Origin of the sequence: Pseudocolwellia sp. AS88, from assembly GCF_030551755.1 — a bacterium.
In the GTDB taxonomy this organism is placed as follows: Bacteria; Pseudomonadota; Gammaproteobacteria; order Enterobacterales; family Alteromonadaceae; genus Pseudocolwellia.
In genome coordinates this window covers 144091-167483 of sequence record NZ_JAUPEC010000006.1, presented here as the reverse complement: position 1 = coordinate 167483, position 23393 = coordinate 144091, and the positions used below count along the sequence as shown (strand labels likewise).

The 23393-nt window shown below is 34.8% G+C and carries 26 protein-coding genes and 1 tRNA gene; 13 read left to right on the top strand and 14 right to left on the bottom strand.

What is annotated here, in order from left to right; all coding sequences use genetic code 11:
* Nucleotides 1-53: 53 nt before the first annotated feature.
* The 6 genes from Q5N69_RS06645 to Q5N69_RS06620 form a co-directional block, all read right to left on the bottom strand.
* Nucleotides 54-1415, bottom strand: coding sequence for a DEAD/DEAH box helicase (locus Q5N69_RS06645; protein WP_304368072.1), 1362 nt, complete (start codon nt 1413-1415; stop codon nt 54-56).
* A gap of 205 nt (nt 1416-1620) precedes the next feature.
* Nucleotides 1621-2769 carry an L-threonine dehydrogenase gene (gene yiaY, locus Q5N69_RS06640; RefSeq protein ID WP_304368071.1) on the bottom strand — a complete coding sequence of 383 codons (1149 nt, stop codon included), beginning with the start codon at nt 2767-2769 and terminating at the stop codon, nt 1621-1623.
* Between the two features lie 145 nt (nt 2770-2914).
* Nucleotides 2915-3367, bottom strand: coding sequence for a thiol-disulfide oxidoreductase DCC family protein (locus tag Q5N69_RS06635; protein ID WP_304368070.1), 453 nt, complete (start codon nt 3365-3367; stop codon nt 2915-2917).
* On the bottom strand, nt 3357-3737 hold the full coding sequence (locus Q5N69_RS06630; RefSeq protein WP_304368069.1) for a DoxX-like family protein: 381 nt from the start codon (nt 3735-3737) through the stop codon (nt 3357-3359). Before Q5N69_RS06630 ends, Q5N69_RS06635 begins: the two co-directional genes overlap by 11 nt.
* Before the next feature lie 305 nt (nt 3738-4042).
* A complete protein-coding gene (locus Q5N69_RS06625) occupies nt 4043-4486 on the bottom strand; it encodes a hypothetical protein (RefSeq protein WP_304368068.1) in 444 nt (147 codons plus the stop codon).
* 468 nt (nt 4487-4954) lie between these two features.
* A tRNA-Ser gene (locus Q5N69_RS06620) sits at nt 4955-5045 on the bottom strand.
* 147 nt (nt 5046-5192) lie between these two features.
* Here Q5N69_RS06620 and Q5N69_RS06615 point away from each other — a divergent pair.
* The 6 genes from Q5N69_RS06615 (at nt 5193) to Q5N69_RS06590 (ending at nt 8103) form a co-directional block, all read left to right on the top strand.
* Entirely contained in the window at nt 5193-5789 is a 597-nt protein-coding gene (locus tag Q5N69_RS06615) for a DNA-3-methyladenine glycosylase I (RefSeq protein ID WP_304368067.1), read from the top strand.
* A 132-nt stretch (nt 5790-5921) separates the two neighbouring features.
* Complete coding sequence (locus tag Q5N69_RS06610; protein ID WP_304368066.1) at nt 5922-6587, top strand: Bax inhibitor-1/YccA family protein; 666 nt, start codon at nt 5922-5924, stop codon at nt 6585-6587.
* 104 nt (nt 6588-6691) lie between these two features.
* Nucleotides 6692-7075: a sulfurtransferase complex subunit TusD gene (gene tusD / locus Q5N69_RS06605; protein ID WP_304368065.1), complete on the top strand. Its 384-nt coding sequence runs from the start codon at nt 6692-6694 to the stop codon at nt 7073-7075.
* On the top strand, nt 7075-7440 hold the full coding sequence (tusC, locus tag Q5N69_RS06600; RefSeq protein ID WP_304368064.1) for a sulfurtransferase complex subunit TusC: 366 nt from the start codon (nt 7075-7077) through the stop codon (nt 7438-7440). Before tusD ends, tusC begins: the two co-directional genes overlap by 1 nt.
* A gap of 25 nt (nt 7441-7465) precedes the next feature.
* Nucleotides 7466-7762 (top strand): sulfurtransferase complex subunit TusB, encoded by a 297-nt coding sequence (gene tusB / locus Q5N69_RS06595; RefSeq protein ID WP_304368063.1) that lies wholly within the window; start codon nt 7466-7468, stop codon nt 7760-7762.
* A 2-nt stretch (nt 7763-7764) separates the two neighbouring features.
* Complete coding sequence (locus Q5N69_RS06590) at nt 7765-8103, top strand: TusE/DsrC/DsvC family sulfur relay protein (protein ID WP_304368062.1); 339 nt, start codon at nt 7765-7767, stop codon at nt 8101-8103.
* A 149-nt stretch (nt 8104-8252) separates the two neighbouring features.
* On the opposite strand, the gene Q5N69_RS06585 is transcribed toward Q5N69_RS06590, so the two are convergent.
* Together Q5N69_RS06585 and Q5N69_RS06580 are read right to left on the bottom strand one after the other, a co-directional pair.
* On the bottom strand, nt 8253-8459 hold the full coding sequence (locus Q5N69_RS06585) for a hypothetical protein (protein WP_304368061.1): 207 nt from the start codon (nt 8457-8459) through the stop codon (nt 8253-8255).
* A gap of 491 nt (nt 8460-8950) precedes the next feature.
* Nucleotides 8951-10399, bottom strand: a complete 1449-nt coding sequence (locus Q5N69_RS06580) for a glyceraldehyde-3-phosphate dehydrogenase (RefSeq protein ID WP_304368060.1) — start codon at nt 10397-10399, stop codon at nt 8951-8953.
* A 155-nt stretch (nt 10400-10554) separates the two neighbouring features.
* Here Q5N69_RS06580 and Q5N69_RS06575 point away from each other — a divergent pair, with 155 nt between their 5' ends.
* Entirely contained in the window at nt 10555-11364 is an 810-nt protein-coding gene (locus tag Q5N69_RS06575) for a DUF2989 domain-containing protein (RefSeq protein WP_304368059.1), read from the top strand.
* Between the two features lie 49 nt (nt 11365-11413).
* Here the strand turns inward: Q5N69_RS06575 and msrB are convergent, their stop codons facing one another.
* Nucleotides 11414-11791 (bottom strand): peptide-methionine (R)-S-oxide reductase MsrB, encoded by a 378-nt coding sequence (gene msrB / locus Q5N69_RS06570; RefSeq protein WP_304368058.1) that lies wholly within the window; start codon nt 11789-11791, stop codon nt 11414-11416.
* 291 nt (nt 11792-12082) lie between these two features.
* Here msrB and gap point away from each other — a divergent pair, with 291 nt between their 5' ends.
* From gap to Q5N69_RS06550, 4 genes are all read left to right on the top strand, one after another.
* Complete coding sequence (gene gap, locus Q5N69_RS06565) at nt 12083-13087, top strand: type I glyceraldehyde-3-phosphate dehydrogenase (RefSeq protein ID WP_304368057.1); 1005 nt, start codon at nt 12083-12085, stop codon at nt 13085-13087.
* Between the two features lie 202 nt (nt 13088-13289).
* A complete protein-coding gene (locus Q5N69_RS06560; RefSeq protein WP_304368056.1) occupies nt 13290-13862 on the top strand; it encodes a TetR/AcrR family transcriptional regulator in 573 nt (190 codons plus the stop codon).
* Nucleotides 13863-13979: 117 nt separating this feature from the next.
* Nucleotides 13980-14648: a cupin domain-containing protein gene (locus Q5N69_RS06555; protein WP_304368055.1), complete on the top strand. Its 669-nt coding sequence runs from the start codon at nt 13980-13982 to the stop codon at nt 14646-14648.
* A 9-nt stretch (nt 14649-14657) separates the two neighbouring features.
* Nucleotides 14658-14915 carry a glutaredoxin domain-containing protein gene (locus Q5N69_RS06550; protein WP_304368054.1) on the top strand — a complete coding sequence of 86 codons (258 nt, stop codon included), beginning with the start codon at nt 14658-14660 and terminating at the stop codon, nt 14913-14915.
* A 61-nt stretch (nt 14916-14976) separates the two neighbouring features.
* Here Q5N69_RS06550 and Q5N69_RS06545 read toward each other — a convergent pair whose 3' ends face one another.
* The 5 genes from Q5N69_RS06545 to zwf are packed head-to-tail and all read right to left on the bottom strand — an operon-like array spanning nt 14977 to nt 20604.
* A complete protein-coding gene (locus Q5N69_RS06545) occupies nt 14977-15630 on the bottom strand; it encodes a bifunctional 4-hydroxy-2-oxoglutarate aldolase/2-dehydro-3-deoxy-phosphogluconate aldolase (RefSeq protein WP_304368053.1) in 654 nt (217 codons plus the stop codon).
* A gap of 9 nt (nt 15631-15639) precedes the next feature.
* Nucleotides 15640-16614, bottom strand: coding sequence for a glucokinase (locus Q5N69_RS06540; protein WP_304368052.1), 975 nt, complete (start codon nt 16612-16614; stop codon nt 15640-15642).
* Between the two features lie 2 nt (nt 16615-16616).
* Complete coding sequence (gene edd / locus Q5N69_RS06535; protein WP_304368091.1) at nt 16617-18440, bottom strand: phosphogluconate dehydratase; 1824 nt, start codon at nt 18438-18440, stop codon at nt 16617-16619.
* A gap of 2 nt (nt 18441-18442) precedes the next feature.
* Nucleotides 18443-19135, bottom strand: a complete 693-nt coding sequence (gene pgl, locus Q5N69_RS06530; protein WP_304368051.1) for a 6-phosphogluconolactonase — start codon at nt 19133-19135, stop codon at nt 18443-18445.
* Complete coding sequence (gene zwf, locus Q5N69_RS06525; RefSeq protein WP_304368050.1) at nt 19135-20604, bottom strand: glucose-6-phosphate dehydrogenase; 1470 nt, start codon at nt 20602-20604, stop codon at nt 19135-19137. Before zwf ends, pgl begins: the two co-directional genes overlap by 1 nt.
* Nucleotides 20605-20921: 317 nt before the next feature.
* Between zwf and Q5N69_RS06520 the strand changes: the two genes are divergently transcribed.
* Together Q5N69_RS06520 and pyk are read left to right on the top strand one after the other, a co-directional pair.
* Nucleotides 20922-21770 carry a MurR/RpiR family transcriptional regulator gene (locus Q5N69_RS06520; RefSeq protein ID WP_304368049.1) on the top strand — a complete coding sequence of 283 codons (849 nt, stop codon included), beginning with the start codon at nt 20922-20924 and terminating at the stop codon, nt 21768-21770.
* 50 nt (nt 21771-21820) lie between these two features.
* Nucleotides 21821-23272: a pyruvate kinase gene (gene pyk, locus Q5N69_RS06515; RefSeq protein WP_304368048.1), complete on the top strand. Its 1452-nt coding sequence runs from the start codon at nt 21821-21823 to the stop codon at nt 23270-23272.
* Nucleotides 23273-23393 lie beyond the last annotated feature (121 nt).

Below are 23393 nucleotides of genomic sequence, written 5' to 3'. Positions count from 1 at the left end.
TGATGTTTTATTATAATCATATTCAGTATCTCTATTAATATTGTTGACTTAATTTACTCAGAATCACCGCTATTCAACCAAATATCAGCATTGATGGTGGCTTTCTTTTTACGCTTTTTCTTACCTGTACCTTCAGGCGCAGCCATAGGTTTTGATTGAGCTTCAACTTCAGCTAACAATGCTTCAATAGTGTCTTCATCAACTTCAAAACCTTCAACTTGCTCACGATCAAGCCAAATTTTATTCTTTTTCTCAATCACTTTAAAATGACGATAATCTTCGTGATCAATCAAAGATAATGCTAACCCTACCTCACCAGCACGGCCACTTCGACCAATACGATGCATGTAATCAGACGGGCTTCTTGGTAAATCAAAATTTATAACCACAGGCAGCTTTTCAATATCTAAACCACGCGCAGCAATATCGGTTGCAATCAACACTTCAATTTCGCCATTCTTAAAACCTTCAAGTACACGGCTACGAGCGCCTTGCCCTTTATCGCCATGAAATACTTCAGCAGTAATACCACGCTTAGAAAGCTTTGAAGCTAAATGTTCACAGCTGTTTTTAGCATTAACAAAGATAAGTGCTTGTCGCCATGAATGTTGAATAATTAAGTGAGCTAATACTGCGGTTTTCTCACCTTTATTCACTTCAAACACGCGCTGTACTAAGGTACTTGCATCTGCACTTTGTACTTGTATTTCAATCGGGTTATTCAATAACTCTTGAGTTAACGCTTTAACTTGCTCTGGAAAAGTAGCAGAAAATAATAAGGTTTGTTTTTTGCTAGGTAATAAAGCTAATAGCGCGGTTAGCTCCTCAGTAAAACCTAAACTTAACATTCTGTCGGCTTCATCAAGTACTAAGGTTTTAACTTTATCGAGCTTAATAGCATTACTTGAAATTAAATCGAGTAAACGACCAGGTGTTGCCACTAAAATATCGGTACCACCACGTAATGCTAACATTTGTGTATTAGCTGAAACTCCACCAAAAACTGCATGTATTTTGATCTCGCCATTAAAATGTACGGCGTACGATTTAATACTATCAGCAACCTGCTTCGCTAACTCGCGCGTAGGAACCAAAATAAGCTGAGTAACAAAATTACCTTTAGAACGGGTGTTTTTACCTGACGATTTTTCAGCGTCTTTACTTTTATAAAGCTGCTGTAAAATAGGCAATGCAAAAGTAGCTGTTTTACCTGAACCGGTATTAGCTCCGCCAATTAAATCGCGTCCAGCTAATACACTAGGAATAGCTCGCGCTTGTATAGGTGTTGGGTGTTTATATTCCAATTCAGTTAAACGTGCTAATAACGGTGGAATAAGTCCAAGCTCATTAAAGCTAATAGAAGTTGAAGCTTCGGTTGTTGTATTAGTTGTATCGGTATTTTTAGCAGAGGTCATTAATATAAAGGGCTTAAATCTAAAATAATTGTCTCTATTTTAGCTTATTTAAGCCCTGTAAGTTAGAGAAATATAAAATCTTATAAAGAGGATAAAAAATGACAAAAGTACGGAGAATTAATTAATAAGTGTTAACCAACCCAATACAACTTAATTGGGCTGGTATTACTAAGCAACATGTAAACAATATTTGATGAAATTAAATTTACATCGCAGAAAGGTAAATCTGGCAAATATCATCATGACTTGCTTGTTTAGGATTAGTTAAGCCACAAACATCTTTTAAAGCATTTTCAGCTAATAATGGTATGTCATCTTTGTTAACACCTAATAATGCTAAACCTACAGGAATACCTACATGCAACGAAAGTGTTTCTATAGCACTAATAGCAGCATTTGCCCCCTGCTCTACAGACATTCCAGTTACATCAACACCTAAACTAACTGCAACTTCTTTTAAGCGAGCAGGACAAACAGACGCATTATATCTTTGTACATGTGGTAAAAGCACTGCATTACATACACCATGAGGCAGGTCATAAAACCCACCAAGTTGATGCGCCATAGCGTGAACATAACCTAACGATGCATTATTAAATGCCATACCCGCCATAAACTGCGCATACGCCATTTGCTCTCGTGCATGAATATTTTCACCATCTTCAACAGCTGTGACTAAATTATCTTTAATTAACTCAATAGCTTTTAAGGAAACAGCATCTGTAATTGGTGTTGCGGCAGTAGAAACATAAGCTTCAATAGCATGAGTTAATGCGTCCATTCCTGTTGCTGCCGTTAATGTGGCAGGCATTCCCACCATCAATAAAGGATCATTCACAGACAGCATAGGCGTAGTATGCTTGTCCACAATAGCCATTTTTACATGTCTGTTTTCATCTGTAATTATTGCAAAACGTGTCATTTCTGAAGCTGTACCAGCAGTGGTATTAATAGAGATTAAAGGTAGTTGAGGTTTTTTAGATTGATCAAGACCTTCGTAATCACTTATTTCTCCACCATTGCTCGCAACAAGTGCTATGCCTTTAGCGCAGTCATGTGGAGATCCTCCGCCTAACGAAACAACAAAATCACAATTATTTTCTTTAAGTACTTTTAACCCGTCATTCACATTTCCTACAGTAGGGTTAGGTTGTGTCTTATCAAAAACAATACTTAAAATTTTCTGCTGCTCTAGTAAATCGGTGAATTGTTTTACTACACCAAGTTTGTTTAAAGCACTGTCAGTTACAATTAAAGCCTTTTTAAATCCTTGCTCTTTAATAAAGTTAACAGCCTCTATTAGGCTACCACTTCCCATAATATTCAAAGCAGGCATATAAAATGTAGAACTCATCATCCTTTCCTCTAGTTTTAACTATCTCATATTATTTTTAACACGTACTTGCATTAATAATATTGATCTAAAACATAGATTCAGTATTCACTCTAGAATTAGAAATAACGTAAGCTAAAGGCAGGTATTTATATATAAACTAATATCAGGAACTGTTTTCAGACTCGTTCTTTATAAATCTATTTTCATTTTCTTTAGAAGGAACTACACAGGTATCGTATTTTCCAAATAAAGAATACCGATTCAAAGCAATACGATCATAAAACCAATTTCTTATACATTTAGGCAATATTTTGAACACGTATAACAAACGCCACGGATAGCCAAACTTGCGTATAACATTTAAAAAAGCATCGCTTTTATCAAAACATTGATTACCTTCTACATATAACATGGTGTCAAAGTGACCAGTCGGCATGTCAAAATACCTTAATATGCTTTGTCCTTCGGGTGATTGAACACTACATAACTTAAAGCGACCTTGTGTGTCGTACTTAATAATAAATTGACTCCAAATACTACAAAGCTTGCATACGCCATCAAATAAAATAACGCAATCACCAGCTGTTATATGAGGTGGATATTTATTATCGTTCATTAAGGTTCCTTTTAGTTTCGTTCAACAAAATAAAACTAAAAGCTATTAAGGCTAAATTAGTCGTTACAGGATTAAACGCTTCAATAAGTAACAGTGGTTGAAACAAAGCGACAAAGAATAATAACCCAGTTAAAGCTGTAATATTTAGTAATACGATAGTTTGGTTGCGATACAAAACAAAAAAGACCAAACCAAAAATCACTTCAGCAACTCCTGCTGATTTGGTGACAAAATAGGAAAGTTCATCTGAAAAACCTAAACTAGCCGTTATTACTTTTTCTAATGGTGCAACATGAACAAGTTTTGGGAATATTCCGTGATATAACCAAGAAAAAGCAATAAAGTAGCGTGCAATTTGTATTGATGACAAGTTAGCCTCGTTTATCTATAGGTTTTACAATTCTGAACCAGCGATAGTTAATCACTTCTATGTTGTTTAATTGTAAAACTAATAAGTCAGTTAAAAAAGCAGGGATTGTACTTATTATTTGAATTAAAGATCATTGAGTATGAGTTAGTTATAAACAGTGAGAAATAATGTTAAGGAAATCATTTAAAGTTTCATTAATGAAGAAGTTTGTGTATGAATTATTTAATAAGTTCAAGGCATTACAATCTAACTGTAATGCCTTTATTTACTGAAACAGATACAATAAAGCTTAATATCCAGAGTGTTCAGGCTTCATGGTATTTTTCAGCGTAATAATCGTTACTATAAAATGCAGCATAAGCAAGTGCACCCAGAATAAAGTACATAGCGATTAATATATACATTACATTAAAAACTATATGGCTAGAACCTGCTATTGAATCAAAAGCGAAAAATGTAAAAAGTACGGCTAATGGCGTAAAAACAATAGCTTTAAATAGATTATCGTTTTCAATAAAACTTTCTTCTCCGCCTTCATAAAGATCATTTGTATAATAAGCACCATATGCCAAAGCACAGAGTGAAGAATACAAGCCAACTAAAACGTAGATAACTTTAAATAATAAAAGTCCCGAAGATGCTAAAAAATCCCCTCCAAATATTATTAATAAAATCGCGACAGGTGAAAAAACTAAGGTTCTAAATAGGTTTTCATTTTTAATTATTAAAGTACTTTTATCGTTACTCATTTAACCTCCCTCTTTAATTAAAATTATAATTGTTGTTATAAATTTTATAGTGCAAATTTCAATCAGTATTTTATTTAACCACTATCAATAGCAATTTAATACTAAAAATCGAATTTTCGCCTGTTTTAATGAAAATAAAAAAGGTTATACGGTTTTTGAGAAAAGTGATTAATTAAATGAAAGTGTTGAGATTTGGACTCTACGAAGTTTTAGCGCTATAGACACTAGACTCTATATTAACAAAATATCAAATTCCAGACGAAAAAAAAACGCTAAATAATTAGCGGTTTTTTAGAATGTGGCGGTTTTATTCAAGGATGAAGTTATATGGTTTTCACATGGATGTGATAAAAACCAAGAGATAGAGATTTGAACTCTACATCAGGTTTAGCGCTACAAACCCTCTGGCTTAAACATTAAATTTTAGACGAAAAAAAACCGCTAAATAATTAGCGGTTTTTTAGAATGTGGCGGTGAGATAGAGATTTGAACTCTAGAAGGGCTACAAACCCTTGCCGGTTTTCAAGACCGGTGCTTTCGACCACTCAGCCATCTCACCTGAATGTAATAAAGCAACTGCTTGCCTTAAGACGAGGCGAATATTAAAGTGTGGGAAATTACTTGTAAAGTATTAATTTGCATTAAGTGTTTGTTTGCTGAGTAATTAATCAGTTTGCTTTCTATTTATACCGTAAAAGAGAAAATCATGCCTGAAAATGTAAAATGTCGTTGTCCTTGGCTAGATACAACTAAGCCTGATTACGTAAAATACCACGATGATGAATGGGGAGTTCCTGTTCGTGATGATCAAAAATTATTTGAATATCTTACTTTAGAGTCTGCTCAAGCTGGTTTAAGTTGGTACACCATTCTTATAAGACGTGAAGGTTATAAAGAAGCTTTTAACGAATTCAATATTAAAGAAGTCGCACAGTTTAGTACGGATAAAGTTAATGAGCTTTTACTTAACGATAAAATTATTCGCCATAAAGGTAAAATTGAAGCGACTATCAATAATGCAAAATGCTTTATGTTAATTCAAAAAGAGTTTGGTTCGTTCAGTCATTATTTATGGGGTTTTGTAAATAATAAAACTTTAGTGAATGGCTTTAAAAAGAAAGAAGATTACCCCGCTACCTCCCCTTTGTCTGATTTATTAAGTAAAGACTTAAAGAAACGTGGATTTAAATTTTTAGGTTCTACAACATGTTATGCATTTATTCAGGCATGTGGGCTGGTAAACGACCACAGTATGGATTGTTACAAACGTTCACAAATTATTAATGAATATCAACAAGGTTAACCATAGCAATTTAAAAAAACCCGTGCCATAATATGTCACAATGGTTTATCGAAGATTTGTAGTATAAATACTTGAACTTCATTAGTATGACCATATCTAAGAAGTATAACTACGTTTTTTTAAGGAATTAGTATGCAATCAAATATTAGTTTAAATGCAAGCAAAAGCTCTGCAATTGAGATTAATAAAGTATTAAAAAATACTTATATGTTGTTATCAATGACATTAGCCTTTAGTGCTGTTACTGCTAGTGTATCAATGGCCATGGGTTTATCTCATATGGTTGCATTGGTTATGACACTAGGCGCTTTCGGTTTATTATTTGTTGTTAACAAAAAAGCTGACCAAGCAAGCGGCATTTACTGGATTTTCGCTTTCACAGGCTTAATGGGTGCTTCTTTAGGACCAATGCTAAACTACTATGCAGCAATGCCTAATGGTGGTTCTCTAATTTTACAAGCTCTTGGTGGAACTGCATTAATCTTTTTCGCTTTATCTGGTTATGCATTAACAAGTAAAAAAGACTTCTCGTTTATGGGTGGTTTTTTAATGGTTGGTCTTATCGTTGCTTTAGTAGCAGGTATTGCTAACATTTTCTTCCAAATTCCAGCACTTTCTTTAGCAGTAAGTGCCGCTATCATTATGGTAATGTCTGGCTTAATCTTATTTGATACAAGCCGTATTATTCATGGTGGCGAAACTAACTACATTAGAGCTACAGTATCTTTGTACTTAAATATTTATAATATTTTTGTGCACTTACTTAGTCTTTTAGGTGTTTTTGGTAACGACGATTAATAATCATTAATTTAATGTGATTATCAGTTTATAATGAAAGCCTCGCAATGCGAGGCTTTTTTTTACGTTATTATTTAGTTTACTTTTAAGTTTTGGAAATATTTGTGCGAACATTATCCGTTGTTATTACTACCCCACCCTCTAGCTATTTAACCATAACAGCTATTGATTACATTACTCATGCTATTAATGCTGGCGTTGATGTTGTTGGTGTATTCTTCTATCAAGATGGCGTATTAAACGCGAGTGCAAATATATCTATACCTAACGATGAATATCAAACACATAAACAATGGCAATCGTTAAATCAAGATCATGGTATTGATTTACATGTTTGCATTACTGCATGTGAGAAAAGAGGACTCAGTGATGATTTAGCTGATAGTTCGAGTGAAAGTCAAAGTAATATTAGTCAATACTTTACTGTTTCTGGCTTAGGTGAATTAGTAGAGTTAACAGCAAAAGCTGATAAAATGGTGCAGTTTTAATGTTAACTTCAAGTAAAAAAATCGCAATTTTGAATGCTTCATCAACCATAAATGAAGCGAGTAAAGAAGCGTTAGATGCAGCATTAATTTATGGTTCCTACGAACAAACAACATCTTTATTTTTTCAAGGTGAAGGTGTTCGACAGTTACTTAATAATCAGAATGTAGAAATTGTTAGCATAAAAGATTATTTAAAAACGATGGCGGCATTAGAGTTTTACGATATTGAAAATATTTATGCATGCAAAGCCTCACTTGCTGAGCGAGGTTTAAAAGAAGAATTTCATCTCGATAATGTTCAGGTACTAAACTCTGATGATTTTTCAAAAGCATTACATCAGCATCAAGTAATTTTGAGATTCTAATACTTAAAGGTTTTAATATTTTTATATGACTATTTTACATGTACAAAGAACATCTGCTTTCGATAAAAATGATTTCGCTCAATGTATTGCAACAATTCAATCTAACGATGCTTTAGTGCTTATTGATGATGGTTGCTACAATTTGACTCATTCAATGTTTAATACACTTAAGAACCAACATCCTGATATTAAGATATTTCACATTGACGATCACGCTCAAGCCAGAGCAGTTAAAATAGAAAATTCACAATCCCAACCAATCGCTATGGCGCAGTTGGTTGAATTAACCTTTGAATATGATTCAACGATAACGTGGCAGTAAAAATGACAACAGTATTAGAATATAATGGAAAAGTTATTCCTACCGATAAGCATGGCTATTTAATCGATTTTACACAATGGAATGAGGAAATGGCTCCGCTGTTAGCTAAGTCAGACAATATGGAATTAACAGAAGCACATTGGGAAATAGTGCGATTTGTGCGTGAATTCTATTTAACTTACAACACTTCCCCTGCAATAAGAGCTTTAACAAAAGCATTAAAAACAAAGTTTGGAGAAGATAAAGCCAGTAGCCGATACTTGTTTAGATTGTTCCCAGATGGTCCCGCAAAGCAAGCAACTAAATATGCGGGCTTACCTAAACCAGCTCGTTGTTTATAAGATAAAATGATTGCTGCTAATCAAAGTGATTATAAGTAAAGTTGTGTAAAAGCTTTAATGAACAAGCTTATATATAGAATGGTGTATTACTATCAAGGGGATGAGGTTAGCATTTTAGCTATCTACTCAACTGAATAAGCTTTAAAAAACTATACACTTATATTTACAGTTCCACCTAACGTGCTAGAGCTCGACGACTGTTGAGGTGCAACAACATTAGCAGATTGAATTAATTGTAGAGCCATTTTCCCTTCTAACTCCATCTGGTTTTTAGCTACCCCCATGGTTTTCAAACCCTGAGCCGTTTCTGTTTGTAAAAACAAAGAGCTATTTGATGTGTTCATTGTGATTGACATAATATAAGTCCTAAACGTATTCAGTTATCTAATACCAAACAGATTAATTTATTGCTCACTTAGCGAGAATTTAAAGGCTTAGAGGCACAGGTTCATAGTTCCAGACTGAACCTAAGCACCTACATCCATGTAGGCGAGGCATTGATTGAAGAAAATGGTTATTCCCTTGTCAAAATCAATAACGCGGCATATGAGCCTTTAAATTCTCGCCCTTCGGGAACTCATTAGCAAACTGATAACATCAAAAAATTAAAAAAATATAAAATAACTATGTTTAATCAATTTTGATTCTTCTAAGCTTGCTAATGTAGTTCTAAGTTGCTCAATAAATTAATCCGTTTGGTATAAACTCAGATCGAGTTATAACTATAGACTGTATTTGTAGAAGATGCATAAAAAAAGCAGCGTATCTTGCGATAAACTGCATTTAATTATTACTTAAACTGACTTATAGTTACTCAGCAATCATTTGGCTAAGTGTTATTTTTTATTTATGCTTGAGGTAATGTTGGAATTTCAATACCTGCCATTTCAAGCATCACTCTAACAACCTGACAACTGTAACCAAACTCGTTATCATACCAAACGTATAACACAGCTCTATCGCCATCAACAATTGTTGCTTGTGAATCAACAACACCAGCGTAACGCGAGCCGACTAAATCTGTAGATACTATTTCAGTTGAAGCAGTGTAATCAACTTGGTTTTGTAATTCTGAATTTAACGAAATTTGTCTTAAATAATCATTCAAGTCAGACTTAGTTGTGCTTTCTTTCAGGTTTAAATTCATTATTGCCATAGAAACATTAGGCGTTGGTACTCTGATCGCGTTACCTGTTAGCAAACCAGCTAACTCTGGTAATGCTTTAGCAACAGCTTTAGCGGCACCTGTTGTACTAATAACCATATTTAATGGTGCACTACGACCACGGCGAGGTGCTGGATGGTAGTTATCAATTAAATTTTGATCATTAGTATATGAATGAACAGTTTCAACATGACCGTTTTTAATACCAAACTTATCGTTAAGGGCCTTTAAAACAGGAGTAATCGCATTTGTTGTACAACTAGCTGCTGAAACAATAGTGTCTTCAGGTAAAATCATCTTGTGATTAACACCGTAAACCACATTCTTAATATCGCCTTTAGCAGGAGCAGTTAATAAAACCTTACTTACCCCTTTAGATTTAAGATGTTGTCCCAAACCTTCTTCATCACTCCAAATACCTGTATTATCAACTACTAAGGCATCATTAATACCATAAGAAGTATAGTCGATGTCTGAAGGTGATTTAGCATAAATAACCTGAATAAAAGCACCGTTAGCTTTTATAACATTGTTTTCTTTATCTATAGTAATGCTGCCGTTAAATGCACCGTGTACAGAATCTCTTCTTAATAAACTTGCGCGTTTTTCAAGATCATCTGCTTTACCAGGACGAATAACAATAGCTTTAAGGCTTAATGCGCTGCTTGGTCCTGTTCTCTCAATAAGTAAACGTGCTAATAAGCGACCAATTCGGCCAAAACCATATAAAACAACATCTTGTGCTTTAGCAGCTGGTGCATTGTTACTTATTGTATTTAATTCTTGGTTTAAAAACTCTTCAATACTTAAACCTTTAGCTTCACCTTTAAATAAATAGCGGTAAGCTAATTTACCTACATCAATACGTGCAGCTGAAAGTGGTAGCTTGTTTAAAGCTTCTATAAAGGGATAGCTTTCTCTAAGTCTTAATTTAGTTTCTTCGTGCAAAGCAACTGATTTATGAGCTTTAATAATATCGATAGCAGAGGCATTAACCAAAGGACGACCATGAATAGAAATTTCGATGCCTTTATTTCTAAACAATTGACCAATAATAGGTTGCATGTTTTCTGCTAAAGTTTGTCGTTCTTGCCAACTATTTTGATATTCTACTTCAAGATTGCTTGTCATTTTTAAACCTTTTTATTTCTGTTGAATGCGCTATAGGCTATGATTAATTACTAACTAATTGATATAAGAAAACTCATACATATTGTAAGTGATTATAAAAGCTTTCACCATAGGTTACATATAATAACTTTTAAAATAATGAGAATATTTGAAATATGCATAAAAGCCTTTATATAACCTCTTCATTATTTGTGATTTTAATCATTGCCATTAGCGCTTGTAATAAAGCGCCAACCTTTGCTGATTTGTGTGACGAAAATCCCAAAATATGTAATGAATTCAAAGAAGATACATGGTGTAAAAAAGAAAGGATTGCTGTAGGTTTTGCTAATTTATCTCACCAACAAAAACCAGATGATGCAGGAAAGTATAAGCAATTAATTAGCTATGAAAATTATGCCCAATGTATGAATCACGCATCTAAAATAGAGCATATTAAGTTTAAAGAAAAACAAACGATGCGGGTTACTAATGTTGTTAAAGCAAAACAGAAAATAAAAGAGATATCTCAAGCAACTGAGAACTCAAACCACCCTCATCTTCTTTATTACCATTGGAGCAGATATCTAAATAAAAATGCTCTACAAACATTTTTGGATTTAGAAAGTACAAATAAATTAGAAACACCTGACTTACAGTTTAATTTAGCAACTTATTACGCTAAGCGTGATCAAAGTAAAACTCTAAAGCTTTTGTATCATGCATTAGAGCTAACTAATGAAAATGAAGTTGTTAATACTGAAATATTTAAATCAATAGCCACTATTTTTGCAGATAAAAAGAAATATACGCAAGTGTATATCTGGTCTCAGATATTAGCGACATACTCTCCTGAAGATGAAACGATAAAAAACGTTAATTTACAATCCTATGCTCAAACGTTTAATTTAGATCAAGAGTTTTTAGATACGGTTGCACTTAAAACTCTTAATACTATTTTAGAAGGGGAATTCAAAGCGCCTTAATTTTGTGGCAATAGCTTAAGTAAATTAATTACAAAAAATATTTTCCAACTTAGGCTTCATTTTTAAAAGATAAGCTTAAAGAATTAACACAGTATCTTTTACCCGTAGGTTTTGGTCCGTCGTCGAACACATGACCTAGGTGAGAATCACACGCCGAACAAACAATCTCGGTACGCTGCATTCCATGGGACGTATCGACTTTATATGTAACTTTCTCAGCGACAGATTCAAAAAAACTTGGCCAGCCACAACCTGCATTAAACTTATGTTCAGATAAAAACAAAGGTGTATCGCAACAGGCACATAAGTAAGTCCCATCTAACCAATGATCATTATATATCCCGGTAAATGGTCTTTCTGTAGCTGCTAGCCTACATACTTTAAAAGCCTCATCACTGAGCTTTTCTTTATAAACTTCATCGTTCATTTGTATTACCTTTTTTATTAACTACAATCACTATAACAAAATGCCTTTAGCGTTTTCCAGACAATATTAAAACCAATATTAAAACCAATATTAGTACTATATTTTTAATGTACAAAAGATAAAAAGTTAGCATCAACACACACATTACAAACACAGGAAATAACAGATGTAAACAGCTATTATGTAACATTAAAAATATAACAACTTTTATTACATATTATGTAAGTTTAACTTGAATTTTTTTCAGAATGGTGTAATTTTACTACATTATTTTTATTTAGGATTTTTACTATGACTATTAAAGTTGGAATTAACGGGTTTGGCCGTATCGGACGCTTCGTATTTAGAGCAGCAGCAGAAAGAAGTGACATTGAAATTGTTGGTATTAACGACTTAATTGATGTTGATTACATGGCTTACATGCTTAAGTACGACTCAACGCATGGACGTTTTAATGGCACAGTAGAAGTTAAAGACGGCAATTTAATTGTTAACGGTAACACTATCAGAGTTACTGCTGTTCGTAACCCAGAAGAATTAAAGTGGGACGAGATCGGTGTTGACGTTGTTATTGAGTCTACTGGCTTATTCTTAACAGACGAAACTGCTCGTAAACACATTACAGCTGGTGCTAAGAAAGTTATCTTATCTGCTCCTTCTAAAGATGATACGCCTATGTTTGTTTCTGGTGTTAACTTTGATAAATATGAAGGTCAAGACATCGTTTCTAACGCTTCTTGTACGACTAACTGTTTAGCGCCTCTTGCTAAAGTATTAAATGACAAGTGGGGTATTGCTGACGGTTTAATGACTACAGTTCACGCAACAACAGCTACTCAAAAAACTGTTGATAGCCCTTCTGCTAAAGATTGGCGCGGTGGTCGTGGTGCTGGTCAAAACATCATTCCATCATCTACTGGTGCAGCAAAAGCTGTTGGTAAAGTAATCCCTGAACTTAACGGCAAGTTAACAGGTATGGCTTTCCGTGTTCCTACTCCTGATGTTTCAGTTGTAGATTTAACAGTTAACTTGAAAAAACCTGCTACATATGAAGAAATTTGTGCAGCAATGAAAGAAGCTTCTGAAGGCTCTTTGAAAGGTGTTTTAGGTTACACTGAAGATCAAGTTGTTTCTAATGACTTTATTGGTGAAACTTGTACATCTGTATTCGATGCGAATGCTGGTATTGCTCTAACAGATACTTTTGTGAAAGTAGTTTCATGGTACGATAATGAAATTGGTTACTCAAACAAAGTTCTTGATCTAGCTGCATTTGTATCAAACTTTAAAAAATAAACTATTTTGTAATTTAAGTACAAAATAATGAAAGAAAAGCCAAGCATTGCTTGGCTTTTTTGTATCTTCATTTTCTACTCTATTCCTTTCTTATTAAAACCATCTAAAAAAGACCAATACAAAACACCTATCTACAAGTAGGTAAGTATTGACTTATCCTAATGACTAGGCATAATAACGCCATATTAATAAGAGATACGTTATGCAAAAGTTAAATGATACAGCCCATAAAATATTAGATATCGCTGAGTTTTTCACTCAAACGAAAGGCTTTAATGCATTTAGTTATAAAGATATTCAAACTGAAATGGGCATTAAAACCTCAAGTATTCATTATTACTTTCCGACTAAAAAACATTTAGCGCTAGCAATGACCGAACGTTATGTTAATAATTTTCAAATCGCCTTATTGAATATTCGTGATCAATACCCTTCAGGAGTTGATCAAATACAGAATATGACAGAAGTTTATATTGATGTAGTAAAACAAAATAAATTTTGTATGTGCGGTATGTTAGCCAGTGAGCTAACCTCTATATGTGATGCATCTGTAGCCAAACTTATTTTCTTTTTTGAAGTCGTGCAAAATTGGGTTGAGGAAGCGATCACATTAGGTCAAGAGCAAAGCCTAATTAAAAAAGATATCTCAGCTAAAGCAACAGCGACAGGCTTTGTTTCAGTAATAGAAGGTGCAATGTTAATTGCACGAGCTAAAGGTGAACCAGAGCACCTAATTAATGTAATGAATAATACTATTGGTCAATTAAAAGCTTAACAACATAAGCCAACACCCCTGTTTGTAATGTATAACCTGATGCTTATAAAACATGATTTCATTGGCTTTATTTAATTAAAAGTATCTATCTATTAATAGATACCCAAAGGAAATATAATGAGTTTAAGAATAAATGATGATTTTAAGGCAAGAGTTGTTATTTCAACTGACAACTTAGAATGGACACCTTCTCCGATGCCTAATGTATTTCGAAAGATGTTAGACCGAGTAGGCGATGAAGTTGCACGAGCTACAACAATCGTAAAGTACGAGCCTCATAGTGAGTTTTCATCACATTTACATTCAGGTGGCGAAGAGTTTTACGTATTAGATGGTGTGTTCTCAGATGAGCATAATGATTACCCTAAAGGCAGCTATGTTCGTAATCCAATAGGAACAAAACACACACCTAAAATAAGTGCAGAAGGTGCTACTATCTTTGTTAAGTTGCATCAATTTGAAAGTAAAGATAGCGAACAGAAATTTATAAAAACGAATACAGGAGATTGGTTGCCGGGTTTAATGCAGGGTCTGTCTGTTATGCCTTTGCATGAATTTGAGCATGAACACGTTGCTTTAGTTAAATGGGCACCTAATACTACTTTTAATCTTCATCAACATTGGGGTGGTGAAGAAATCTTGGTACTTGAAGGCACTTTTTATGATGAGCATGGAAGCTACCCCCAAGGGACATGGATTAGAAGTCCACATTTGAGCAAGCATACACCGTTTACTAAAGACGATGGTGCGATTATTTACGTTAAAACCGGACATTTGTTACTATAGGATACAGAAATGAAAGACACTACATTCGCTTTATATAAGATGGACACATGTCCTTATTGTGTGAAAACAATAAAAGTAATCAAAAGTCTCGATATAGAGGTTAGCCTTAAAGATATTAATGAGAGTAAGAAGCATAATAACGCATTGATCCAAGAAGGCGGAAAAAGACAAGTTCCTTGTTTAAAAATTGTAAAAAATAACAGTGCGCCAGTATGGTTGTATGAGTCAGATGAGATTATAGAATTTTTAAAAAACTCGACAATTTAATTTAGTATTAAAAACAAAAAAACCAAGCACTGCTTGGTTTTTTAGTACACCTACATAAAGTTTACTTTACGTGTGCTAATGCTTGACCAGCTAAATCTGTAATTGCAGACCAGTTTTTGTTTGCAATAATTTCGTCAGATACTAACCAAGAACCACCACAACAAGCAACATTAGGAAGTGCTAAGTAATCACGCACGTTATTGATGTTGATGCCACCAGTAGGACAGAATTTAATATCAGGGAATGGTCCACCGATAGATTGTAACGCTTTAACGCCACCAGAAGCTTCTGCAGGGAAGAATTTAAGGTGGTCGTAACCACAATCAATACCATCCATTAATTCAGAGATAGAAGAAATACCAGGGATAAGAGGCATAGTACCTTCTTGACCAGCTTGTAATAAATCTTTTGTTAAACCAGGGCTGATTGCAAATTTAGCACCTGCATCATAACACTGCTGTAACATAGCTCTGTTAGTAATAGTACCAGCACCTACAACAGCTTCAGGTAGTTCTTTTGCAATAATGCTAATTACATCTAATGCTGCAGGTGTTCTTAAAGTTACTTCTAATACTTTAACATCAGCAGCTAAAAGTGCTTCAGCGATAGGTAAAGCATCTGCCACATCTTTAATAACAAGAACAGGAACGATTGGGCCCATAGCAAATAGATCTTTAGGCTGTAATTTCCAGTTGTTTGATTTTGATAACGTCATAATTCCTCTTTATGCATTTGTAGAAGTTAATTGTTGTGCAAGAAAAGCAGATGCGCCCAATAAACCAGGTTGTGGTTCAATGATCACAAAAGTTGGTATCGCTTGATTAAATGCCTCAAACCTTCCCTTTGCTTCAAAACTTCTTCTAAAGTTACTAGTTTTAATAAATTCGATAAAGCGAGGAGCAATGCCCCCTGCAATGTATACTCCACCAAAACTCGCTAATGTTAACGACAAGTTTCCAGCAAAGTTTCCTAAAATTGCACAAAATTTATCTAAGCTTGCTTTACACACATCACATTCATTATTCACTGCTCTTTGTGTAATATCTTTTGCTTCTAATGCTTCAGGCTCTTCACCTTTAATAGACATTAATGCTTGATAAATTTGTTGAATACCTAAACCTGAAAGTACTTGCTCATAAGAAACGTGCTTGTACTTAGTCAATAAGAAGTTAAGTATTTTTATTTCTGTTTCGTCGGTTGGAGCAAAATCAACATGACCGCCCTCACCGCCTAAACTTACCCATTGATTATTTACATTAACAACATTAGCAACACCTAGACCTGTGCCTGGGCCGCAAATTGAAATAGGTTTCCCTGCAACAACATTACCACCACCAATTTGCACTTTTTGTTCATCATTTAAAAATGGCACAGCATGAGCAATAGCGGTGTAGTCGTTAATGAAATACATTTTCGTTAAATTTAACGTTTGTTGAAGTTCTTTCTTAGAAAACTTCCACGGTAAATTTGTCATTGAAATCAAATCATTGTCGACAGGACAAGCGATAGCAAAACAGGCATTGAGTTCCGCATCACTTGTATCAATCTTTGATAAATAATCTTGAATGATTTCGGCTAAACCTGAAAATTGATTACATTGATATAAAGCAATATTGTTAATAACGCCTTTTTCATCAGTTGTACCAATTCTTAAATTAGTACCACCAATATCTGCAACTAAATTAATAGGTAAAGTCATTGTTATAAATCTTCGTCAAATAGTGAACAAGCGCCAGTATTCGCTGAGCTTAATGATTTACGCATAAAGCCGAAAAGCTCACGCCCTAAACCTTGATGATGGCCATTAACTTCAAACTGTGCATTTTCACGTTGCGCCAACTCTTCTTCACTTACTAGAAGCGTTAATTCACCTGTTTCACCGTTAAGTAAAATCATGTCACCTGTTTGGATTTTGGCAATTAAGCCGCCATCTAAGGCTTCAGGACATAAGTGGATAGCAGCTGGTACTTTACCTGATGCACCAGACATACGGCCATCAGTTAATAAAGCAACTTTAAAGCCTTTATCTTGCAACACACCTAAAGGTGGAGTTAACTTGTGTAGCTCAGGCATACCACGAGCTTTTGGCCCTTGGAAGCGAACTACTGCAACAAAATCTTTATCTAATTCGCCTGATTGAAACGCAGCATCTAAGTCGTTTTGATCTTCAAAAACAACCGCTGGTGCTTTAACAATTTCACAACCAGGGCGTAATGAAGAGGTTTTGATAACAGATATACCTAAGTTACCTTTTAATACTTTTAAACCACCATCCGCTTTAAATGGTTTGGCCGCTGTAGCAATAACTTCTGTATCGCCTGATTCCGTAGCGCCATCAACCCAAATTAGCTTGCCGTCTTCATCAAGTATTGGTTTTTTAGTGTAGCGTGACAAACCACGACCACAAATAGTTTCAACATCTTCATGCACTAAACCACCTTCTATTAACTCTTTAAATAGAAGTGCCATACCACCAGATTGTTCAAATTGGTTTATATCGGCGTGACCGTTAGGGTAAATACGCGTAATAAGCGGTACTACATCCGAAATATCATTAAAATCTTGGAAGTCAATAATGATACCAGCAGCACGTGCAAATGCGATAATATGCATTGTTAAGTTTGTTGAGCCACCTGTTGCCGTTAAACCAACAATAGCGTTAACAATTGAACGTTCGTCAATCATTTCACCAATTGGCATATAATTACCAGATTGTTGAGTTAAACGAGTCACTTGGCGGGCTGCTGCTTTAGTTAATTCTTCACGAAGGGCGCCATTAGGAGCAACAAATGAAGCGCCAGGAAGATGTAATCCCATTACTTCAACAACAAGTTGATTTGAGTTCGCTGTTCCGAAGAAGGTACAAGTACCTGCAGTATGATATGAAGCTGACTCAGCTTCTAATAACTCTTCTTTACCCACTTCGCCTTTAGCAAACTGTTGGCGTACACGTACTTTTTCTTTATTTGGAATACCTGAAGGCATAGGCCCAGCAGGAACAAATACTGTAGGTAAATGACCAAAAGTCATACTTGCGATCATTAAACCTGGTACGATTTTGTCACATATCCCAAGCATTAATGCGCCATCGAACATGTTATGTGATAAGCCAACAGCTGTTGCCATCGCAATAACATCACGACTCATCAAGCTTAAATCCATACCCGGTTGACCTTGTGTAACACCGTCACACATTGCAGGAACACCACCAGCAAATTGAGCTACGCCGCCGGTTTCAGAAACAGCAGCTTTAATAATATCTGGATACGTTTGGTATGGCTGATGCGCAGAAAGCATATCGTTATATGCTGAAATAATTGCGATATCAGAATGGTTTAAACCACGTAACTTTAACTTATCTTCTTTACCACATGCCGCAAAACCATGAGCTAAGTTACCGCACGATAAGCCTGCACGATGAACAGTATTTGATTTTGCTGCACGAATTTTTGCTAAGTAAGCACTTCTAGGTCCTTTACTACGTTCAATAATCCGTTGAGTAATATCTATAATTTCTTGTTTCATCATTATTCAGCCCAGTAAACTTGTGTTTGTGTGTTTTGGTTTTGTAAGAAAGCTCTAATTGGCATTTCAAAAAAGTCATCACCTGAATTTGCTTGGTCTAATACAACTTTTTTGTTGTCACCACACATATGAAGAATAATATTTTTACTTTGAATTAATTGAGAAAAAGTAAACGTAATTCGATCATTTGGTGCAGTTTTAGGGACAACTTTCATCAACGCATCTTGATTAGATACATCTAAACCCTGTTTAATTTGTTCGCTACATGGAAATAAAGATGCTGTATGACCATCTTCACCCATGCCTAAAATCAATACATCAAAAGGTAATACCTTTATTTTAGCTTGTGTATTGAGTTCTGCTAATGTTTCTTCTGTTAACTCACCCACTTTTAAATGAAAAAAAGTAGCTTTCGCTGCATTGTTTTGTAATAAACTTTCATGCACTAAACGTGTATTACTTGCATCACTTTCAAATTCAACCCAACGTTCATCAGCAAGAGTAACCGTTACTTTGTCCCAAGCTAAATCAAATTGAGAAAGTTTAGTAAAAAAACCTTTAGGTGTTGAACCACCTGAAACAGCTAAACTTGCTTTTCCATTTTCAGCAATTGCTTGAGTGAGTTCGTTAGCAACTTTATTTGCTAACGCTTCATCTAACGCTTCTCGTGTATTAAAATCGTTTAATTGATACATTATTCAACCCACTGTCTGTCGTCACGTGCGATAAGAGCTATAGAAGAAACTGGCCCCCAAGAACCTGCAGGATAAGGTTTAGGTGGTTCGTTTGTTTCTTTCCATGCTTCAATAATACTGTCAGCCCATGTCCAAGCAGCTTCTACTTCATCACGACTCACAAACAATGATTGATTACCGTTAATTACTTCAAGCATTAAACGCTCATAAGCATCAACAACACGTTGATTTTCATAAGTATCAGAGAAACTTAAATCAAGTTTATTTTCTTGGATAAGCATTTGAGAAGCTATACCAGGAATTTTGTTCATCATTTGCAATTCAACACCTTCATCTGGTTGTAGACGAATTGTTAGTTTGTTTGCAGGTAGCTCTGAATAGCTTTCTTTGAAAATATTGTGTGGTTGCTCTTTAAAATGTACAACAATTTCACTGTGCTTAGCTGGCATTCTTTTACCTGTTCTTAGGTAAAATGGTACACCAGCCCAACGCCAGTTATCTATTTCAGCTTTAATAGCAACGAATGTTTCTGTATTGCTATTTTCTTTAGCACCCTCTTCGTTCAAGTAACCTGGTACAGGGCTGCCATTTAGGTAACCATCTGCGTACTGGCCTCGTACTGTTTTATCTTTAATATTCATTCTGTCGATAGGAACAAGCGCTTTTATTGCTTTTAACTTCTCAAGACGAATACTATCTGCGCTTAAATCGGCAGGCGGTTCCATTGCTAATAATGATAAAACTTGAAGTAAATGGTTTTGGATCATGTCACGCATTTGACCTGCGTCATCATAAAATCCCCAACGACCTTCAATACCAACACTTTCTGCAACAGTAATCTGAACATGATCAATACTGTTTCTATCCCAGTTGGTTGTAAATAAAGAGTTGGCAAAACGTAATACTAATAAATTAAGAACTGTCTCTTTACCTAAGTAATGATCGATACGGTAAATTTGTTCTTCTTTAAAGAAGCGTGAAACTTGATCATTAATCACTTTAGATGATTCTAAACAATGACCAATTGGTTTTTCCATCACAACACGGTCTTTATCTGTGATCAGGTTCGCAGCATATAACCCGTCACAAATATCACCGAAAATAGCAGGAGCCGTTGAGAAGTAATAAACACGAGTTTCATTAGCACCTTTAAGTGTTTTAAATAACTTATTGAAAGAGCTAGTTTCTTTAAAGTCGAGTTGTTGATATACCAAACGATTTAAAAAGCGTTCAAGAACAACTGGATCTAATCCTTCTTTTACAAATTTAGTAAGATTCTCATTTACTATTGTTGCAAACTCTTTTAAATCATGCTCTTGACGAGCAACACCAACGATTCGGCTAGCTGGATTTAATAGGCCAGCACAATCTAACTGGTATAAGGCTGGTAACAACTTACGGCGAGATAAATCACCTAATGCACCGAAAATAACAACTTCACTAGGAGCTTGGCTATCAAATATACTCATAATATTATTTCTCTAAATTCGTTTATTGCTGGGAAACACTATATATAGTGTAATTTATCGTGTGCTAGTCCATCAGTAAAGGACTTTTTGTAATTTTATTACATAATCGATTTATGAGACGATTATATATAGTTTATCTATCTACTTTAGCATTATTTGTAAAAAATTATTGGCTATTTTCAATTAAATAATTGCCAAAAAACCGCGTTTTAATTATATTATTCACAATTATGAAATAAACTTTCATTTTTTCTGTTATCATAGCGAAAATAAATTACAATTCGTTTATAACGTTTAAGATCTAGGGTTAGTAATTAATGAACATATTAGAAAAAATCGCCAATGAACTAGATACCTTTAGTAAATCAGAGCGTAAAGTTGCAGATGTAATACTTTCGTCTCCTGGAACAGTTATACATGCAAGTATTGCTGCCTTGGCGAAACAAGCAAACATTAGTGAACCTACGGTAAATAGATTTTGTCGTCGATTAGATACTAAAGGTTACCCTGATTTTAAATTACATTTAGCACAAAGTCTTGCAAATGGTACACCTTATGTAAATAGACATGTTGATGAAAACGATTCTGCTGATGAATATACAACCAAAATCTTTGAATCAACCATGGCTAACCTTGAACTTGCACGCAGAAGTTTAGACACATCTTCAATAAACCGTTCTGTAGATATTCTAACTCAAGCTAATAAAATTTCCTTCTTTGGTTTAGGCGCTTCCGCTGTAGTTGCACACGATGCATTGAACAAGTTCTTTAGATTTAATGTTCCTGTCGTATATTTTGATGACATATTAATGCAACGCATGAGTGCTATAAATAGCCGACAAGGTGATGTTGTAGTTGTTATCTCTCATACAGGTAGAACAAAATCTTTAGTCGAAGTCGCTAGTTTAGCAAAAGAAAATGATGCAACCGTTATCGGTATTACAGCTGCGGGATCACCTCTAGCGAAAGAATGTAATATCGTTTTATCAATAGATGATGCTGAAGATACAGATTTATACATGCCGATGGCTTCACGTATTGCTCAACTTACCTTGATCGATATATTGGCAACTGGCTTTACATTAAGACGAGGTACGAAGTTTAGAGATAACCTCAAAAAAGTGAAAGACAGTTTAAGAAGCTCAAGATTTGACAGAAAAGAATAAAGACTTACTCTTTACCAATTAAATTAAATTTAAAAAAATTAAGGATTAAAATGCCTAGAAGAACGAAGATAGTTGCCACGTTAGGTCCAGCAACAGAAAGTAGAGAAGTATTAAAGGATGTTATTAAAGCAGGTGTTAACGTTGTAAGACTTAACTTTTCTCACGGTACAGCTCAAGATCATATCGATCGTGCAAACATGGTTCGTGAAATATCTGAAGAGTTAGGTGTTTATGTTGGTATTTTAGGTGATTTACAAGGTCCTAAAATCCGCGTATCTACATTTAAAGATGGTCCTATCAAATTAGCCGTTGGTGATAAATTTGAATTAAATGCTGAACTTGCTAAAGGTGAAGGTACTCAAGAGAAAGTGGGTATCGATTATAAGAAATTACCTCAAGACGTAAACGTTGATGACATTTTGTTACTTGATGACGGTCGTGTTCAACTTAAAGTATTAAGTACTACTGATACAGTAGTGTTTACTGAAGTTACTGTTGGCGGTCCTTTATCAAACAATAAAGGTATTAATCGTCAAGGCGGTGGCTTAACTGCTCCAGCATTAACTGAAAAAGATAAAGCTGACATATTAACGGCTGCTAAAATTGGCGTTGATTTCTTAGCTGTTTCATTCCCTCGTGATGCTGCAGATATGCGTTTAGCTCGCTCTTTAGCCGTTGAAGCTGGTTGTGATGCATTATTAGTGTCTAAAATTGAACGTGCTGAAGCTGTAAACGATGACCAAGTATTAGATGATATTATTTTAGCGTCTGACGTTGTAATGGTTGCTCGTGGTGATTTAGGTGTTGAGATTGGTGATGCTGCATTAGTTGGTAAGCAAAAACATATTATTGCTAGAAGCCGTCAGTTAAACAGAGCTGTAATTACTGCAACTCAAATGATGGAAACGATGATTGAACAACCTATGCCGACTCGTGCGGAAGTTATGGATGTTTCAAACGCTGTACTAGATGGTACTGATGCGGTAATGCTTTCAGCTGAAACTGCTGCAGGTAAATACCCTGTAGAAACAGTTAAAGCAATGGCTGCTGTTTGTGTTGGCGCTGAAACACATCGCTCAGTAAATAGTTCAAATCACCGTTTAGAACTTAAGTTTACTGAAATATCAGAAACTTTAGCCTTATCTGCAATGTATGCAGCTAACCACTTAGATGGTGTTAAAGCAATTGTTGCTCTTACAGAATCAGGTCAAACGAGCAAAATTATGTCTCGTATTACGTCTGGCCTACCGATTTACTCGGTTTCAAGACACAGCAAAACGTTAACAAGATCGGCTATTTACCGTGGTGTTTACCCAGTTCAGTTTGATTCTACTTCTTGTAGCAACGATGAATTGTCTGCTGAAACACTTAAAAAGGTTATTGGTAAATCAGAATTACAAGTGGGCGATAAAATTATCTTTACTCACGGTGATTCAATGGAAACAATTGGTGCAACAAATACACTTAAAATATTAACTGTACAAGACAAGCACTTTAGCTAATTACGTAATAAGTAATCTAGTTGAAACGAAAAAGGTAGCTAAATAGCTACCTTTTTTATTGTCTGTTTTTCTTGGTGCAAAATAACATTGATGCTATCAGAATAAGTGCCCCATAAAAGTT